Below are 15,975 nucleotides of genomic sequence, written 5' to 3'. Positions count from 1 at the left end.
CACGCCAGAGGCGCCAAGCCGGCGGCCGACGCATCGCCCGCCCGCTCCGGACGCTTCCGGGCCTATAGCTCAACGGTTAGAGCAGAGGACTCATAATCCTTTGGTTCCAGGTTCGAATCCTGGTGGGCCCACCAATAAGCCGTGGCGCGCGCAACGCCATCCAGGGTGCTCGCGTCATGCGGAGGGGCCACTGGCGCAATGCGCTTGCTGTGCAGCGGCAGCCGGCAGCGTGATCGCATGAACGGCTACGCGTCGCTGCCGGCATGCGTTGCCCGTGCCGCGCCGCCGCTGCCGGGCGAACGGCGGCTCAAGCGGCTCGGGCTTGATCTAGATCAACGCATCGCCTGAGCCGGCAGCCTATAAAGATTCTCAGCAAGAGTCCGGCAGCGTCGGGCATGCGGATCCCCGCAACATGGCGAGGATCCGCCATCCGGACGCCGGCTCTTCCGAACTCCATTCCCAAGGAATCGCTCATGGGCATCGCGCTCGCTCCAGAACAATTGCTGTCTTCCCTCGAGAAGGTGATGGTGATCTCCACCACCGACCTGCAGGGCACCATCACCTATGCCAACGACCTGTTTTGCCAGCTGACCGGCTTCGCGCGCGAAGAGTTGATCGGGCAGCCGCACAGCATCGTGCGTCACCCGGACGTGCCCAAGGCGGTCTACAAGGACATGTGGGACACGATCAAGGCCGGCAAGGTCTGGACCGGCATCGTGCCGAATCTGGGCAAGGGCGGCGTGCTCTACGTGGTCGATACCACCGTGCAGCCGTTGTACGACGAGCAGGGAAATATCAACGCTTACATCAGCATCCGCCGCGTGGTCAACGATCTGATGACGAACTTCGAGGCGGTGGAAGCGGCGAAGGAATACTTCGACGACTACTACGCCGGCAAGTGAGCGCTGCGCCCCCCATCGCGCGCGTGCTGGTCGGCTACGGCTCCGAATCGGGCAATGCGCGCGCACTCGCGCAACGCCTGGGCACGCAAGCGTTCCTGCAGCCGCACGGTCCCGTGGTGTTGGCGCTGGACGAGATCGATCTCGCCAGCCTGGGGCCGCACGATGCCCTGCTGATCGTCTGCAGTTCGTTCGGCGACGGTGAGCCGCCGGGCAACGCCGAACGCTTCCTGGACGCGCTCAGGCAGACACGGACGTTGCCGGACCTGCGCTATGCGGTCTTCGGCCTGGGCGACACCGCCTATCCGCGCTTTTGCGGCTTCAGCAAGACGCTCGACGCGCTGCTCGCCGAGCGGCTGGCGACCGCCCTGGTCAACAGGGTCGATGCCGATGCCAACTACGCTGCCTTCTTCGAGCGCTGGCTGCCCGTGCTCGAGCGGGTGTTGCATGGCGACCTGCAGGCAGGCCGCGACCTGCACCTTCAGGTCAAGGCCTATGGCGAGGCCAACGCGTTCGCGGCCACGGTGATGGAGCGACGCAGGCTCAGCGCCAGCGATCCGGCGGCCTGGCATGTGCGCCTGGATATCGCCGGCAGCGGCATCGTCTACCGGGCCGGTGACACGTTGCATGTGGTGCCGGAGAACGACGAGGACCTGCTCGGACGTCTGGCGTCCTGGTACGGGCAACCCGAGGCAGTACCGACTCTGCGCGGCAAGGAGTTGCGCCAGATCGGCAAGCCGCTGTTGCGCGAGCTGGCGCGGCTGGGCGGGAGCGAGATCCTCAAGGGCCTGACCAAGATCAGCCAGCGCGCCGCGCTGGAAGCGTATCTGTACGGGGCGGACCTGCTCGACGTGCTCGAGGATCACTGCACGCCCGACACGGTTCCGCTGGCGAGCCTGGCCGACCTGTTGCCTGGATGCCTGCCGCGCGCCTATTCGATCGCGTCGCGGGCAGATCCGGACAGCCTGGACCTGTGCGTGCGCGAAGTGCGCTATACGCGCGGCGGCCGTGTTCGCAGTGGCGTCTGCACCGGCTGGCTGTTGAGCGATCGCGCCGAACGGGTACGTATCTTCAGCCGGGCCAATCCGGGCTTCCACCTGCCGCCCGATCCGGGTTGCCCGCTGATCCTGATCGGCACCGGGACCGGCGTCGCGCCGCTGATGGGTTTGATGCGCGAAGCCGCCGCCAGCGACGGGCGCCGCGAGATCTGCCTGATCTTCGGCGAGAAGCGCCGCGAGCAGGATTTCCTCTATCGCGACGAACTCGAGGCGCTGCGCGACGGCAAGGTGCTGGACCGTCTGATCACCGCCTTCTCGCGCGACACCGACGCGAAGTACTACGTGCAGGACGCCATGGCCGAACACGGCGACTATCTCGCCGGGCTGCTGCGGCGCGACGCGCACATCTATCTGTGCGGAAACAAGCGACACCTTGAGGGCGTGGTGGAGCAGGCCGTAGGTGGGCTGATAGATGCGGACGCATCGCAGCAGGCTCCCTGGCATGCGCTGTCAGGGCAAGGGCGGCTGCACCGCGAGCTGTATTAGTCTTCGCACGCGGCCGGCAGGGCGGCCGCCGCATGGCGCGGCGTCAGCCGAAGCGGACCGGCACGCCCTGGCGGTCGAATGCGGCGAAACGGTCGATGCGGCCTTCGTTGATCGCATTGACCATGAAGCGCAGCGGCTGCATGGCCTCGTCGGCCGAGGGCGTCACGCCTGCGCGTCCAGCCAGGCCGCCGACGAACAGCAGATCCCACGCGATGCCGGTCCGTTCCGATTCGGCGAGCAATGCCTGGAACGACGCGATCTCCGCAGGCAGTTTGTCCACGCACAGCACGGGTGCAAGAGTGCCGCCCTGCCCCGATCGGTGTTGCTGCCGCTGCACCTCGGTCGCCGAGGCAGGCAGGTCGGTGCGAACGAAGACCAACAACAGGCGTTGCGGCTCCTGCTGAGCGCCGGCGGCCCGCAACAGGTCGGAAAAACTGGTCAGCATGGTGTGCTCGTGGGTGATGGCGGTCGCCTACAGCATGCACGCGGCAACCACAGGGTTTCTTGATCAAGATCATGGTGCACGCCGGTCGCATGCCCAAAGCTATGCGCAGTGGGAACAGGGGCGGAAGGCGGAGGGATCTCGTCGCCGCGCGGCCAGCCAGTGAATCAGACGAGCGAGCACAGATGATGGGCAGCCTCACCGACGGCTACGGGCGCAGCTTTCCCTATCTGCGCCTGTCGCTGACCGAAGCCTGCAACTACCGCTGCAGCTACTGCCTGCCGGACGGCTACCGCGCCGACGGCGCATCCCGCTTTCTCGGGATCGCGGAAATCCGGCGGCTGGTAGGCGGTTTTGCCGCGCTGGGAATGCACAAGATCCGCCTGACCGGCGGCGAACCCAGCCTGCGCAAGGACCTGCCGGCGGTGATCGCTGCGGTGTCGGCGGTGCGCGGTGTCCGCAAGATCGCCTTGACCACGAATGGTTGCCTGCTGCCGCGGCACGTGCGCACATGGCGCGAGGCCGGGCTGACCGCGCTCAACGTCAGCATGGACAGCCTGGATGCTGGACGCTTCCACGCCATCACCGGCCACGATCGCTTTGCCGAGGTCTACGAAGGCATCGAACAGGCGCTGACGCTGGGATTGGAGTCGGTCAAGGTCAACGCGGTGCTGCTGCGCGGCTGCAACGACGATGAGCTGCCGTGTTGGCTGGATTATCTGCGCGAGCGCGCGCTGAGCGTGCGCTTCATCGAACTGATGCGCACCGGCGACAATCTGGCGTATTTCGAGCGTCACCATCTGCGTGCGGAGGAGCTCGAGCTGCGCTTGCAGGCGGCGGGGTGGCGCCTGCGCGTGCGCGCCGCCGACGCCGGGCCGGCGCGGGAGTACGCGCATCCCCAGTTCCGCGGCACCATCGGCGTGATCGCACCGTACTCGAGGGATTTCTGCACCGGTTGCAACCGCTTGCGGGTCACTGCGCGCGGCGATCTGCGGCTGTGCCTGTTCGGCGACTTCGGCATCGCGCTGCGGCCGTTGCTGCAGTCCGATGCGGACCACGATGCGCTGGTGATGCGTATCGCCACGCAGTTGGGGCTCAAGGCGGCCGGACACGGCCTGCACCAGGGACATACGGGCCTGACCCCGCACCTGGCATCGATCGGAGGTTGAAACCATGAACGGCGATTCCGCAGCGGCCTTCCACATGGCCGACATCCGCGACAAGCGTCCGACCGCGCGCCGGGCGGTGGCGGTCGGCGAGCTGGTGGCCGGGCCACTGGCGTACCCGATGATCGTCGCACGGCGCCTGCCCAAGGGCGACGCACTGGCGTTGGCGGAAGTCGCCGGCCTGCAGGGCGCCAAGTCGGCTTCGACGCTGATGCCGCTGTGCCATCCGTTGCCGCTGGAGCTGGTACGCACCTTGTGCGTGCCGGTACCGGAGCGGTATGCGATCCGCGTGTACTGCGAGTGCGCCAGCCAGGCGCGTACCGGCGTGGAAATGGAGGCGCTGGCCGGCGTCAGCGCGGCGTTGCTGACGCTGTACGACCTGAGCAAGCCGGTCGAACCGGCGCTGACCTTTGGCGGCGTCCGCCTGTTGTTCAAGGAGGGCGGCAAGCGCGGACTGTGGCGGCATCCGGAGGGCATGAGCGAATCCGAGCAGGCGCGCTTCCGGCCGCGCGCGCCGCTGGCGCTGGACGGCGTACCGTGCGCAGTGCTCACGCTCAGCGACCGTGCCGCCGGCGGCCTTTATGCGGATGCGTCCGGCCCGGTACTGGTGGATGGGCTGCGGCATCTGGGCGCGCAGGTGTCCGCGAGCGAGGTGCTGCCCGACGGCATCGAGCCGCTGGCCACGCGCCTGCGCGCATTGGCGGACGCAGGCGTGCGGCTGTGCCTTTGCACCGGCGGTACCGGGCTGGGTCCGCGCGATCTGACCCCGGAGGCCTTCGCATGCGTCGCCGACCGCCGTGTCGAGGCGCTGGCGCAGATGCTGCGCACGCTCGGCGCGCAACATACGCCGCTGGCCTGGCTCAGCCGTGCCGAGGTCGTGCAGGTAGGCCGGATGCTGGCGTTCGCGTTGCCCGGAAGCCCGCGCGCGGCGGCGCAATGCATGGACATCCTTGCGCCGGTGCTCGGTCACGCGCTGCGCATGCTCGATGGAGGGCGGCATCCATGATCGGCTATGCGCAGGCGCTGTCGATGGTGCGCGAGGCGGCTCCGTTGCTGGGCGTGGAGGCCGTGCCGGCGAATGCGGCCGAAGACCGGGTGCTGGCCGAGCCGCTGGTCAGCGCCGCCGCGCTGCCGCCGTTCGACAACTCGGCGATGGACGGATTCGGCGTGCATGCCGGTAGCGCGGGACTGGCCGCCGGTGTGGAACTCGCCGTGCGCGGCTGGCAGGCGGCCGGCGATACGCAATGCCGCGCCGGCGATGGCGCCTGGGAAGTGATGACCGGCGCGTCCCTGCCTGCCGGGCTGGATGCGGTGATTCCGGTGGAGCAGGTGGAGGTGCTGGCGCAGGCCGAGGGCCGGCCGCTGGCGATCCGCCTGCTGGCCGCGGTGCAGCCGGGCCAGCACGTGCGCCGCAGTGGCGAGGACGTCGGCGTGGGCGAACCGGTGCTGTCCGCCGGCGAGCGCCTGGGTGCGCCGCAGACCACCATGCTGGCAGCGCTGGGCGTGGCGCAGGTGCTGGTGCGGCGGCGTCCACGGGTGGCGGTGATCGCCACCGGGCGCGAACTGGTCGGCGATCCGGCACAGCCGTTGGCCTCGGGCCAGATCCGCGACAGCAACCGTCCGTTCCTGGCCGCGCAACTGCGCGCGGCGGGTGCCGAGGTGGTCTGGCAGGGCATCGTCGGCGACGAACCTGCGCAGTTCCATGCCGCCCTCGACGCTGCGCTGGCAGCGGGCGCCGATGCGGTACTCAGCAGCGGCGCGGTGTCGCAGGGACGCTACGACTTCGTGCCCGAGGCGCTGCGCCAGCGCGGCGCGCGGATCGGGTTCCACAAGGTGGCGATCCGCCCAGGGAAGCCGCTGCTGTTCGCCACCCTGGCGGAGGGGCCGCTGTACTTCGGCCTTCCCGGCAATCCGGTGTCCAGCGCGGTAGGCCTGCGCTTCTTCGTCGAACCGGCGCTGCGCGCAATGCTAGGCCTGGCTGCGGAAAAGCCGCTGTGGTTGCCGGCGGGCATGCCGATCGCCAAGCCGGCAGCGCTGCGCTTCCATGGCAGCGGCGTGGTGGCGTGCGATCGCAGCGGGCAATTGCGCGCTGCGATCCTGCCGCAGCAGCACTCGTTCCGGCTGCGGCCGCTGCTGGCGGCCAATGCGTGGCTGGTGGTGCCGGAAGGCGTGGCCGACGTGGCCGCGGACGAACCGGTGCAAGTGTATGGCCTGGGCCATTGGCAGCCCGTGCAACTATCCTGGGAGAAACAGTCATGAAGATTTCGGTGCGCCTGTTCGGCGCGCTTTCCGATTACGCCGCCGGCCAGCCGCTGGAATTCGAACTTGCGGCCGGGCAATGCATGGCCGATCTGCGCGCGGTGCTGCAAGAGCGCCTGGAGGCCACGGTTCCGGGCTTCCGCCCGGCGCTGCTGCGCTGTTCGGCGTTCGCCGACAGCCGGCAGATCCTGCACGAGCGCGATCCGCTGCCAGCCGATGGCGAAGTGGCGGTGCTGCCGCCGGTGAGCGGAGGTTGAGCGGGATGAACGCACATGCAGGCATCCTTCATGCGCAGGTCGTCGATCGCGCGCTGGCGGCGCTGGATCCGGCCGCAGCGATCGATTTCGTATCCGACCCCGGCTTCGGCGGGCTGGCCGTCTTCATCGGCCGCGTGCGCGACTTCAATCATGGCCGCGTCGTGACCGGCATCAGCTACGACATGTTCGATGCGCTGGCGCTCAATGGCTTCGAGCGCATCATGCAGCAGGCGCTGGCCGACATCGGGCCAAAGCTGAAACTGTACGTGGCGCACGCCAGGGGGCGGCTGGCCATCGGCGAACTGGCGGTGGTGGTGGCGGCCGGCTCGCCGCATCGCGACGAAGCGTTCCGCGCGTGCCGGCGGGTGATCGAGGCGGTCAAGCACACCAGCCCGATCTGGAAGCGGGAACACTACCAGGACGGCAGCAGCGAGTGGAGCGAAGGCTGCACCTTGTGCGAATCGGCGCTGGTTCCCGCCTCAACGGCGGACACCGAGCGCGAGTCCGTGCATGCGCATCGCCACGACCGGGATGTCGCCGCGGACGGCATGGCGTTGACCGATGTCTGACGGCGCCATGTGCTGCGGCGCGCGATGCAGTGAGCGTCGATTGTGGGGCCATCCCTTCGCAACCGCTGAGCCGATGCGCCCGGCTGCGCTATCACTGACGTGGAGAAGCGATCCATGAAGCTGCAACACCAGGCACAGACCTTGCGGTTCCGGGTGGACGAGGCGGAGCTGGCCGTGCTGCTGGGGGGCGGAGAAGTGGCGAACCGGTTGTGCATCCCCGGCGGGCCTTCGTTGTGCCAGACGCTGGTATTGGCCGAACTGGAAACGGCGGCGATGGGTGGCACGCCGACCCACTGGCGGGTGGCGCTGCCACGCGCGGCGGTGGAGGCCTACTGCGGGCGATTGCCGTGCCGCGACGGGCTCCAGTTCCAGGCGGCGGCGCAGCAAAACGGCCAAAGCGCGCTGCGGATGGTGTTCGAAGTGGATGTGCGCGACAGCGCGCGGACGCGGACCGGCACCGCACGCGGACGCAATGCCGAAGCGCAGGCCGTGACCGGCATCCAGATCGGCTTTTCCGGCGACGGCGCCGTTTGACATTTGTCATGGATATCCGATTGGAGGCGGCGGGATTGATTTCGATCAACGGCCTTGTGCCGCGGTGATGGCTCAATGGCCGTGGGGCGATGGGAGCTGTATCTCCGCATCTGCCGCAAGTCCAATTCATCAGGTGACGGCCATGACTGTTCAAGCAGATGTCGCAACTCACAATCCCGGCGGCGGCCGCGGCCGCATCATCCAGGACTGGCGTCCCGAGGACCCGGCCTATTGGGCAAGCACCGGCCGGCGCATCGCCACGCGCAACCTGGCGATCTCCATCCCTTCGCTGCTGCTGGCGTTCTCGATCTGGATGCTGTTCTCGGTGGTGAGCGTGAACCTGCCGCGCGCTGGCTTCGCCTTCGACACCAACCAGCTGTTCCTGCTGGTGGCGCTGCCGAGCCTGTCGGGGGCGACGCTGCGGATCTTCTATTCGTTCGTGATTCCGTTGTTCGGCGGGCGCCGCTGGACAGCGCTATCCACCGCCCTGTTGCTGATCCCCGCGCTGTGGCTGGGCTTCGCGGTGCAGGATCCGAACACGCCGTACTGGGTGTTCGTGGCCATCGCCATCTGCTGCGGCCTGGGTGGCGCGAACTTCTCGTCCTCGATGTCCAACATCTCGTTCTTCTATCCGAAGGCGCGACAGGGCTTCGCGCTGGGCATGAACGCCGGGCTGGGCAACCTGGGCGTGTCGGTGACGCAGTTCGTGGTGCCGCAGGTGATCGCCTTCAGCATCTTCGGCGCGTTGTCTGGCGCGCCGCAACAGGTCAAGGACGGCACGGCACTGTTCCTGCAGAACGCCGGCTTCCTGTGGGTGCCGCTGTTGCTGGCCTGCGTCGTCGCGGCGTGGTTCGGCATGAACGACATCGCCAGCGTGCGCTCGTCCTTCGCCCAGCAGGCGCTGATCTTCCGGCGCAAGCACAACTGGCTGATGTGCTGGCTGTACGTCGGCACCTTCGGTTCGTTCATCGGCTTCTCGGCCGGGTTCCCGATGCTGATGAAGACCCAGTTCCCTGAGGTCAACGCGCTGGCCTATGCGTTCCTCGGTCCGCTGGTCGGCGCGCTGACGCGGCCGCTCGGTGGCGTGCTGGCCGACCGTCTGGGCGGGGCGCGTATCACCTTCTGGGTGTTCGCGCTGATGGCTGCGGCGGTGTTCGCGGTGCTGCACTTCCTGCCCGGTGCGCACGGCGCCGGCAACTTCTTCGGTTTCCTGGCCTCGTTCCTGACGCTGTTCGTGCTCACCGGCATCGGCAACGGCAGCACGTTCCGGATGATCCCGGTGATCTTCCGCACGCTGCACGAGCGCTGGTCGGCGCGCGCCGATGCGCAGGGCAAGGCCGCGGCGACCCGCCAGGCCGGCATCGAATCGGCCGCGGTGGTCGGGTTCTCCGGTGCGATCGGCGCCTACGGCGGGTTCTTCATTCCCAAGAGCTATGGCTCGTCGATCGCCCTGACCGGCGGTCCGGAGGCGGCGCTGTACGTGTTCGTCGCCTTCTATGCCACCTGCCTGGCCGCGACATGGTGGTGGTACTACCGGCGCGGAGCCGAGGTTCCGTGCTGATCCGGCCGCCTGGCCGCACAACGATTGGAAACACCCAAGCCACGATGCACACATTAGCGATGGGAGAGGCACGATGAGTTATTTTCTGGATCGGCTGCAGTTCTTCAAGCGAGCGCCAGAGCGCTTCGCCGACGGACACGGGGTCACCAAGAGCGAGAGCCGCGAGTGGGAGAACGGTTACCGCGCCCGTTGGCAGTACGACAAGATCGTGCGGTCCACCCACGGCGTGAACTGCACCGGCTCGTGCAGCTGGAAGATCTACGTCAAGAACGGCCTGGTGACCTGGGAGACGCAGCAGACCGACTATCCGCGCACGCGCCCGGACCTGCCCAACCACGAGCCGCGCGGCTGCCCGCGCGGCGCCAGCTACTCCTGGTACCTGTACAGCGCCAACCGGTTGAAGTACCCGCTGGTGCGCGGCGCGTTGCTGCGGATGTGGCGGCAGGCGCGCAAGACCCTGTCGCCGGTGGAGGCCTGGGCCAGCATCGTCGAGGACCCGGCCAAGGCCATCGCGTACAAGTCGCGGCGCGGCATGGGCGGCTTCGTGCGGGTGCAGTGGGACGAGGCCAACGAGATCATCGCCGCGTCCAACCTGTACACGGTCAAGGAGTACGGCCCGGACCGGGTGATAGGCTTCTCGCCGATCCCGGCGATGTCGATGGTGTCCTACGCCGCCGGCGCGCGCTACCTGTCGCTGCTGGGCGGCGCCTGCCTGTCTTTCTACGACTGGTACTGCGACCTGCCGCCGGCCTCGCCGCAGGTCTGGGGCGAGCAGACCGACGTGCCGGAATCGGCCGATTGGTACAACAGCCGCTACATCATCGCCTGGGGCTCGAACGTGCCGCAGACGCGTACCCCGGACGCGCACTTCTTCACCGAGGCGCGCTACAACGGCACCAAGACCGTGGCAGTCACGCCCGATTACTCGGAAGTGGCCAAGCTCACCGACCACTGGCTGCACCCCAAGCAGGGCACCGACGCGGCGCTGGCGATGGCGTTCGGCCATGTAATCCTCCGCGAGTTCCATGTCGACAGCCCCTCGCAGTACTTCACCGACTATTGCCGGCAGTATTCGGACATGCCGCTGCTGGTGCGGCTGGAGCGGCGCGCGGACGGACGCCTGGTGGCGGGGCGCTACCTGCGCGCCAGCGACCTGGGCGGCCTGGGCGAGGACAACAACCCGGAATGGAAGACGCTGGCGTGGGACGAAGCCAGCGGCCGCATCGTGGTGCCGAAAGGCTCGATCGGCTTCCGCTGGGGCGAGCAGGGCAAGTGGAACATCGAACAGCAGGACAGCGCCGGCGCCGCGATCCGCTTGCGGCTGAGCCTGAAGGACGATCACGAGGCGATCGAGGCGGTCAGCTTTCCGTATTTCGGCGGCATCGAGAGTGCACCGTGGACAGCGTCCACGTTCGAGGACGTGCTCGAACGCAACGTGCCGGTGCGCCGCCTGCAAGGCGTCGACGGCACGATCGAGGTGGCCACGGTGTACGACCTGCTGCTGGCGCAGTACGGCGTGGATCGCGGCTTTGGCGGCGGCAACGTGGCCACCAGCTTTGACCAGGACGTGCCCGGCACGCCGGCTTGGCAGGAACGCATCACCGGGGTGCCGCGTGCCGACGTGATCGAGATCGCGCGCGAATTCGCGCGTACCGCCGACAAGACCCGCGGGCGCAGCATGATCATCGTCGGTGCGGCGGTGAACCACTGGTACCACAACGACATGAACTACCGCGGCCTGATCAACATGCTGGTCATGTGCGGCTGCATCGGCCAGACCGGCGGCGGCTGGGCGCACTACGTCGGCCAGGAGAAGCTGCGCCCGCAGACCGGTTGGCAGCCGCTGGCGTTCGGACTGGACTGGAGTCGTCCGCCGCGGCACATGAACGGGACCTCGTTCTTCTATTTCAATTCGGATCAGTGGCGCTACGAGAAGCTGGAGGTGAAGGAAATCCTGTCGCCGCTGGCGGACCCGAGCAAGTTCACCGGCACCATCGCCGACCTCAACCTGCGCGCGATCCGCATGGGTTGGTTGCCGAGCGCGCCGCAGCTGGACCGCAATCCACTGCAGCTGACCCGCGAGGCCGAGCGCGCCGGCGTGGCGCCGGCCGAGTACGCGCTGACGAAGCTGAAGGACGGCACGCTGGATTTCGCCTACGCCGATCCGGATTCGCCGCAGAACTTCCCGCGGGTGATGTTCATCTGGCGCTCGAACCTGCTCGGCTCTTCCGGCAAGGGCCACGAGTACATGCTGCGGCATTTCCTGGGCACCCGCCACGGCGTGCAGGGCAAGGACCTGGGCGAGGAGGGCGCGCGCAAGCCTGACGAGGTGAAATGGCACGACGCACCGGCCGAGGGCAAGCTCGACCTGCTGGTGACGCTGGACTTCCGCATGTGCACGACCGCGCTGTACTCGGACATCGTGCTGCCCACCGCCACCTGGTACGAGAAGGACGATCTCAATACCTCGGACATGCACCCGTTCATCCACCCGCTGTCCAAGGCGGTGGACCCGGCCTGGGAATCGCGTAGCGACTGGGACATCTTCAAGGGCGTGGCCAGGACGCTGAGCGCGATGGCGCCGGGCGTGCTGGGCGTGGAGCAGGACCTGGTGCTGGTGCCGATCCTGCACGACACCCCCAACGAACTGGCGATGCCGATGGGCGTGACCGACTGGACCAGGGGCGAGTGCGAGGCGGTGCCGGGCAGAACCATGCCGTCGATGACGGTGGTCGAGCGCGACTATCCGAACCTGTACAAGAAGTTCACCTCGCTCGGGCCACTGCTGGACAAGCACGGCAACGGCGGCAAGGGCATGAACTGGGATACCCGCGACGAAGTGGACTTCCTCGGCAAGCTCAACCACACCGTGCTGGAGGACGGCGTCAGCCACGGACGTCCGGCGATCGATTCGGCGATCGACGCCTGCGAGGTGATCCTGCACCTGGCGCCGGAGACCAATGGCCACGTCGCGGTGAAGGCATGGGAATCGCTGGGCAAGTTCACCGGCCGCGAGCACACCCATCTTGCGGTGGGCAAGGAGCACGAGGCGATCCGTTTCCGCGACATCCAGGCGCAGCCGCGCAAGATCATCTCCTCGCCGATCTGGTCGGGGCTGGAGGACGACCACGTCAGCTATAACGCCGGCTACACCAACGTCCACGAGCTGATCCCGTGGCGCACCCTGACCGGGCGCCAGCAGTTCTACCAGGATCACGAGTGGATGATTGCCTTTGGCGAAGGCTTCATGGGCTATCGCCCGCCTGTGGACACCAAGGCCGCCGCGCCGATGCTCGGGCGCAAGCCGAACGGCAACAAGGAGATCGTGCTGAACTGGATCACCCCGCACCAGAAGTGGGGCATCCACAGCACCTACAGCGACAACCTGATCATGCAGACTCTCTCGCGCGGCGGCCCGATCGTGTGGCTCAGCGAGGACGACGCGCGCAGCGCCGGCATCGTCGACAACGACTGGATCGAGCTGTTCAACGTCAACGGCGCGATCGCCGCGCGCGCGGTGGTCAGCCAACGGGTGATGTCCGGCATGGCGATGATGTACCACGCGCAGGAACGCATCATCAACACGCCCGGATCGGAGGTCACCGGCACCCGCGGCGGCATCCACAACTCGGTCACCCGAGTGGTACTCAAGCCCACCCACATGATCGGCGGCTACGCGCAGCTGTCCTACGGCTTCAACTACTACGGCACCTGCGGCACCAACCGCGACGAGTTCGTGGTGGTGCGCAAGATGGACAAGGTCGATTGGCTGGATGGCGAATCCGCGAAGCTCGCGGCAGGGGAGGTGGCGTGATGAAAGTTCGTGCGCAAATCGCGATGGTGTTGAACCTGGACAAGTGCATCGGCTGCCATACCTGCTCGATCACCTGCAAGAACGTATGGACCTCGCGCGAGGGCGTGGAATACGCCTGGTTCAACAACGTCGAAACCAAGCCCGGCGTGGGCTATCCCAAGGAATGGGAGAACCAGGACAAGTGGAACGGCGGCTGGGTGCGGACCGCCGCCGGCAAGCTGATCCCACGCGCCGGCGGACGTTTCCGGATGCTGGCGAAGATCTTCGCCAACCCCGACCTTCCGCAGATCGACGACTACTACGAGCCGTTCGAGTTCGACTACCAGCACCTGCACACCGCCCCGGACGTCAAGCACCAGCCCACCGCGCGCCCGCGCTCGCTGATCAGCGGCAAGCGCATGGAGAAGATCGAGTGGGGGCCGAACTGGGAGGAAATCCTCGGCACCGAGTTCGCCAAGCGCTCCAAGGACCGCAATTTCGACAACGTACAGAAGGAGATCTACGGCGCGTTCGAGAAGACCTTCATGATGTACCTGCCGCGGTTATGCGAACACTGCCTGAATCCTGCCTGCGTGTCGGCGTGTCCATCGGGCGCGATCTACAAGCGCGAGGAGGACGGCATCGTGCTGATCGACCAGGACAAGTGCCGGGGCTGGCGCATGTGCGTGTCGGCCTGCCCGTACAAGAAGATCTACTACAACTGGAAGAGCGGCAAGTCGGAGAAGTGCATCTTCTGCTACCCACGCATCGAGATGGGCGAACCGACCGTGTGTTCGGAAACCTGCGTCGGCCGCATCCGCTACCTGGGGGTGATGCTGTACGACGCCGACCGCATCCAGAGCGCCGCCGCGGTGCCGGCCGAGAAGGATCTGTACCAGGCGCACCTGGACATCTTCCTGGACCCGGAAGACCCACAGGTGATCGCTGCCGCCCGCGCCGAGGGCATCCCGGACAGCTGGCTGCAGGCGGCCAAGGCCTCGCCGGTGTACAAACTGGCGATCGACTGGAAGCTGGCGCTGCCGCTGCATCCGGAATACCGCACGCTGCCGATGGTGTGGTACGTGCCGCCGCTGTCGCCGATCCAGTCGGCGGCCGAGCGCGGCCACATTGGCATGAACGGCGAGCTGCCGGACATCGCGTCGCTGCGCATTCCGGTGCGCTATCTGGCCAACCTGCTGTCGGCCGGCGACGAGGCGCCGGTGGTGCGCGCGCTGGAGCGGTTGATGGCGATGCGCGCGTGGCGCCGCGCCAAGAACGTGGACGGCGTGGAAGACCTCGCGGTGCTGCAGCAGGCCGGGCTCAGCGTGGCGCAGGCCGAGTCGATGTACCGCTACTTGGCGATCGCCAACTACGAGGACCGCTTCGTGATTCCCACCGCGCATCGCGAGTACGCCAACGACGCCTTCGGCGAGCGCGGCGGTTGCGGCTTCACCTTCGGCAACGGCTGCAACGGCGACAGCGCAGCGGACCTGTTCGGCAACCGCAAGCCCACCGGCCACACGGTGCCGTCGCCCAATAGGCGCGGAACCGAGGAGGTGGTCCGATGAGCCTGCTCAAGCTGATCGGCGTGCTGATGGATTATCCGCAGGACGCTCTCTGGCAACACGGCGAGGAACTGCTGCAGGCGGCCGACGATCCGGCCCTGTCGGCGCCGCGCCGCGCCGCGCTGTGCGGCTTCGTGCAGGAACTGCTGGCCGAGGACCCGCTCGCGGTCCAGGACCGCTGGCTGTCCATGTTCGACCGCGGCCGGGCGATGAGCCTGCTGCTGTTCGAGCACATCCACGGCGAGTCGCGCGATCGCGGCCAGGCGATGGTCGACCTGATCGAGGCCTACCGCAAGAACGGTTTCGAGCTGTCCGCGCGGGAGTTGCCGGACTACCTGCCGCTGCTGCTGGAATATCTGGACCAGCGGCCCGACGCGGAGGCGCGCGACTGGCTGGGCCATGTCGGCCATATCGTCGGCCTGCTGGCGGCGCGCGCCGCCGAGCGCGAGAGCGGCTACGCGCTGCTGTTCGAGCTACTGCTGGAATACGCCGATGGCGAGGTGAACCTGGCGCTGCTGCGCAAACGCGCCAGCGGCGAGGCGCGCGACGACTCGCCCGAGGCGATGGACCGGTTGTGGGAAGAAGAAGCGGTGCGCTTCGGCGCGCAGGCGCCGGGCGAAGACTGCAAGCCGGTCCCGCGGCCCGTCGCAGGCATCCAGGCCATCAACGAGGTGAAGCCATGAACCACTTGCATCAGTTCGCATTCCAGATCTATCCGTACATCGCATTGGCGGTGTTCTTCGTTGGCAGCTGGGTGCGCTTCGACAAGTCCATGTACACCTGGCGCACCGGCTCCAGCCAGCTGCTGTCCGACCGCGGCATGCGCATCGGCAGCAACTGCTTCCATGTCGGCGTGCTGGCGATCCTGGGCGGACACCTGGTCGGATTGTTGACGCCACACGCGCTGTACGAGCACTTCATCACCGCGCCGCAGAAGCAATTGCTGGCGATGGTCGTCGGCGGCGTGTTCGGCGCGCTCTGCTTCGTCGGCATCGCCATCCTGCTGGTGCGCCGGCTGACCAATCCGCGCGTGCGCGCCACCGGCACCTTCGGCGATACGCTGGTACTGGTGCTGCTGTTCGCACAGTTGGTGCTGGGCTTGATCAGTATCGGCTATTCGACGCAGCACATGGACGGCGCAGTGATGATCCGGCTCGGCGAATGGGCGCAGCACATCGTCACTTTCCGCTGGGGCGCGGCCGACTACATCAGTGACGTCTCCTGGGTGTACAAGACCCACGTGTTTCTGGGGATGACCCTGTTCCTGATCGCCCCGTTCACCCGCCTGGTGCACGTCTGGAGCATTCCGCTGAGCTACCTGTGGCGCCCGTACCAGGTGGTGCGGCGGCGTCAGGCGCCGCTGAACTACGACGGGAGGCGCTGAAA

14 protein-coding genes and 1 tRNA gene are annotated in these 15,975 nt (G+C 67.4%); 14 read left to right on the top strand and 1 reads right to left on the bottom strand.

Features of this window, described 5'->3' with window-relative positions; genetic code table 11:
* The first annotated feature begins 58 nt into the window (after positions 1-58).
* The 3 genes from HDC36_RS12355 to HDC36_RS12345 all read left to right on the top strand — a co-directional run bounded on the left by HDC36_RS12355 (position 59) and on the right by HDC36_RS12345 (position 2,443).
* Positions 59-134, top strand: a tRNA-Ile gene (locus tag HDC36_RS12355).
* Between the two features lie 345 nt (positions 135-479).
* The gene (locus HDC36_RS12350) at positions 480-902 is read left to right on the top strand and encodes a PAS domain-containing protein (RefSeq protein WP_206256775.1); all 423 of its coding nucleotides are present in this window, start codon (positions 480-482) and stop codon (positions 900-902) included.
* Complete coding sequence (locus HDC36_RS12345) at positions 899-2,443, top strand: sulfite reductase flavoprotein subunit alpha (protein WP_179567648.1); 1,545 nt, start codon at positions 899-901, stop codon at positions 2,441-2,443. The genes HDC36_RS12350 and HDC36_RS12345 overlap by 4 nt, the downstream gene beginning before the upstream one ends.
* Positions 2,444-2,486: 43 nt before the next feature.
* Here the strand turns inward: HDC36_RS12345 and HDC36_RS12340 are convergent, their stop codons facing one another.
* Positions 2,487-2,888 (bottom strand): ribonucleotide reductase subunit alpha, encoded by a 402-nt coding sequence (locus HDC36_RS12340; RefSeq protein WP_179567646.1) that lies wholly within the window; start codon positions 2,886-2,888, stop codon positions 2,487-2,489.
* 185 nt (positions 2,889-3,073) lie between these two features.
* Here HDC36_RS12340 and moaA point away from each other — a divergent pair, with 185 nt between their 5' ends.
* The 11 genes from moaA (at position 3,074) to narI (ending at position 15,973) form a co-directional block, all read left to right on the top strand.
* Positions 3,074-4,054, top strand: a complete 981-nt coding sequence (moaA, locus tag HDC36_RS12335) for a GTP 3',8-cyclase MoaA (protein ID WP_179568085.1) — start codon at positions 3,074-3,076, stop codon at positions 4,052-4,054.
* 4 nt (positions 4,055-4,058) lie between these two features.
* Complete coding sequence (gene moaCB / locus HDC36_RS12330; RefSeq protein ID WP_179567644.1) at positions 4,059-5,057, top strand: bifunctional molybdenum cofactor biosynthesis protein MoaC/MoaB; 999 nt, start codon at positions 4,059-4,061, stop codon at positions 5,055-5,057.
* Positions 5,054-6,310: a gephyrin-like molybdotransferase Glp gene (gene glp, locus HDC36_RS12325; RefSeq protein ID WP_179567642.1), complete on the top strand. Its 1,257-nt coding sequence runs from the start codon at positions 5,054-5,056 to the stop codon at positions 6,308-6,310. Before moaCB ends, glp begins: the two co-directional genes overlap by 4 nt.
* The gene (locus HDC36_RS12320; protein ID WP_218848162.1) at positions 6,307-6,567 is read left to right on the top strand and encodes a MoaD/ThiS family protein; all 261 of its coding nucleotides are present in this window, start codon (positions 6,307-6,309) and stop codon (positions 6,565-6,567) included. Before glp ends, HDC36_RS12320 begins: the two co-directional genes overlap by 4 nt.
* Positions 6,568-6,572: 5 nt before the next feature.
* Positions 6,573-7,136, top strand: a complete 564-nt coding sequence (locus HDC36_RS12315) for a molybdenum cofactor biosynthesis protein MoaE (protein ID WP_179567640.1) — start codon at positions 6,573-6,575, stop codon at positions 7,134-7,136.
* A 114-nt stretch (positions 7,137-7,250) separates the two neighbouring features.
* Positions 7,251-7,670: a hypothetical protein gene (locus HDC36_RS12310; protein ID WP_179567638.1), complete on the top strand. Its 420-nt coding sequence runs from the start codon at positions 7,251-7,253 to the stop codon at positions 7,668-7,670.
* 142 nt (positions 7,671-7,812) lie between these two features.
* Positions 7,813-9,231 (top strand): NarK family nitrate/nitrite MFS transporter, encoded by a 1,419-nt coding sequence (locus HDC36_RS12305; protein ID WP_179567636.1) that lies wholly within the window; start codon positions 7,813-7,815, stop codon positions 9,229-9,231.
* Between the two features lie 73 nt (positions 9,232-9,304).
* Positions 9,305-13,045 (top strand): nitrate reductase subunit alpha, encoded by a 3,741-nt coding sequence (locus HDC36_RS12300; protein ID WP_179567634.1) that lies wholly within the window; start codon positions 9,305-9,307, stop codon positions 13,043-13,045.
* Complete coding sequence (gene narH / locus HDC36_RS12295) at positions 13,045-14,592, top strand: nitrate reductase subunit beta (RefSeq protein ID WP_179567632.1); 1,548 nt, start codon at positions 13,045-13,047, stop codon at positions 14,590-14,592. Before HDC36_RS12300 ends, narH begins: the two co-directional genes overlap by 1 nt.
* Positions 14,589-15,272 carry a nitrate reductase molybdenum cofactor assembly chaperone gene (gene narJ / locus HDC36_RS12290; RefSeq protein WP_179567630.1) on the top strand — a complete coding sequence of 228 codons (684 nt, stop codon included), beginning with the start codon at positions 14,589-14,591 and terminating at the stop codon, positions 15,270-15,272. The genes narH and narJ overlap by 4 nt, the downstream gene beginning before the upstream one ends.
* Positions 15,269-15,973, top strand: a complete 705-nt coding sequence (narI, locus tag HDC36_RS12285) for a respiratory nitrate reductase subunit gamma (protein WP_179567628.1) — start codon at positions 15,269-15,271, stop codon at positions 15,971-15,973. Before narJ ends, narI begins: the two co-directional genes overlap by 4 nt.
* Positions 15,974-15,975: the final 2 nt, after the last annotated feature.

The organism is Xanthomonas sp. JAI131, assembly GCF_013410075.1.
Lineage (GTDB): Bacteria > Pseudomonadota > Gammaproteobacteria > Xanthomonadales > Xanthomonadaceae > Xanthomonas_A > Xanthomonas_A bonasiae.
Note: the sequence above shows the minus strand (reverse complement) of the source record. Positions and strands in the feature narration are given on the sequence as shown.

Bases quoted from the DNA above. Each gene is read 5' to 3' on its own strand.
- HDC36_RS12300 (WP_179567634.1), top strand. From the start codon at position 9,305: ATGAGTTATTTTCTGGATCGGCTGCAGTTCTTCAAGCGAGCGCCAGAG.
- HDC36_RS12305 (WP_179567636.1), top strand. From the start codon at position 7,813: ATGACTGTTCAAGCAGATGTCGCAACTCACAATCCCGGCGGCGGCCGC.
- narH (WP_179567632.1), top strand. From the start codon at position 13,045: ATGAAAGTTCGTGCGCAAATCGCGATGGTGTTGAACCTGGACAAGTGC.
- moaCB (WP_179567644.1), top strand. From the start codon at position 4,059: ATGAACGGCGATTCCGCAGCGGCCTTCCACATGGCCGACATCCGCGAC.
- narI (WP_179567628.1), top strand. From the start codon at position 15,269: ATGAACCACTTGCATCAGTTCGCATTCCAGATCTATCCGTACATCGCA.
- HDC36_RS12315 (WP_179567640.1), top strand. From the start codon at position 6,573: ATGAACGCACATGCAGGCATCCTTCATGCGCAGGTCGTCGATCGCGCG.
- HDC36_RS12310 (WP_179567638.1), top strand. From the start codon at position 7,251: ATGAAGCTGCAACACCAGGCACAGACCTTGCGGTTCCGGGTGGACGAG.
- narJ (WP_179567630.1), top strand. From the start codon at position 14,589: ATGAGCCTGCTCAAGCTGATCGGCGTGCTGATGGATTATCCGCAGGAC.
- glp (WP_179567642.1), top strand. From the start codon at position 5,054: ATGATCGGCTATGCGCAGGCGCTGTCGATGGTGCGCGAGGCGGCTCCG.
- moaA (WP_179568085.1), top strand. From the start codon at position 3,074: ATGGGCAGCCTCACCGACGGCTACGGGCGCAGCTTTCCCTATCTGCGC.
- HDC36_RS12320 (WP_218848162.1), top strand. From the start codon at position 6,307: ATGAAGATTTCGGTGCGCCTGTTCGGCGCGCTTTCCGATTACGCCGCC.
- HDC36_RS12340 (WP_179567646.1), bottom strand. From the start codon at position 2,888: ATGCTGACCAGTTTTTCCGACCTGTTGCGGGCCGCCGGCGCTCAGCAG.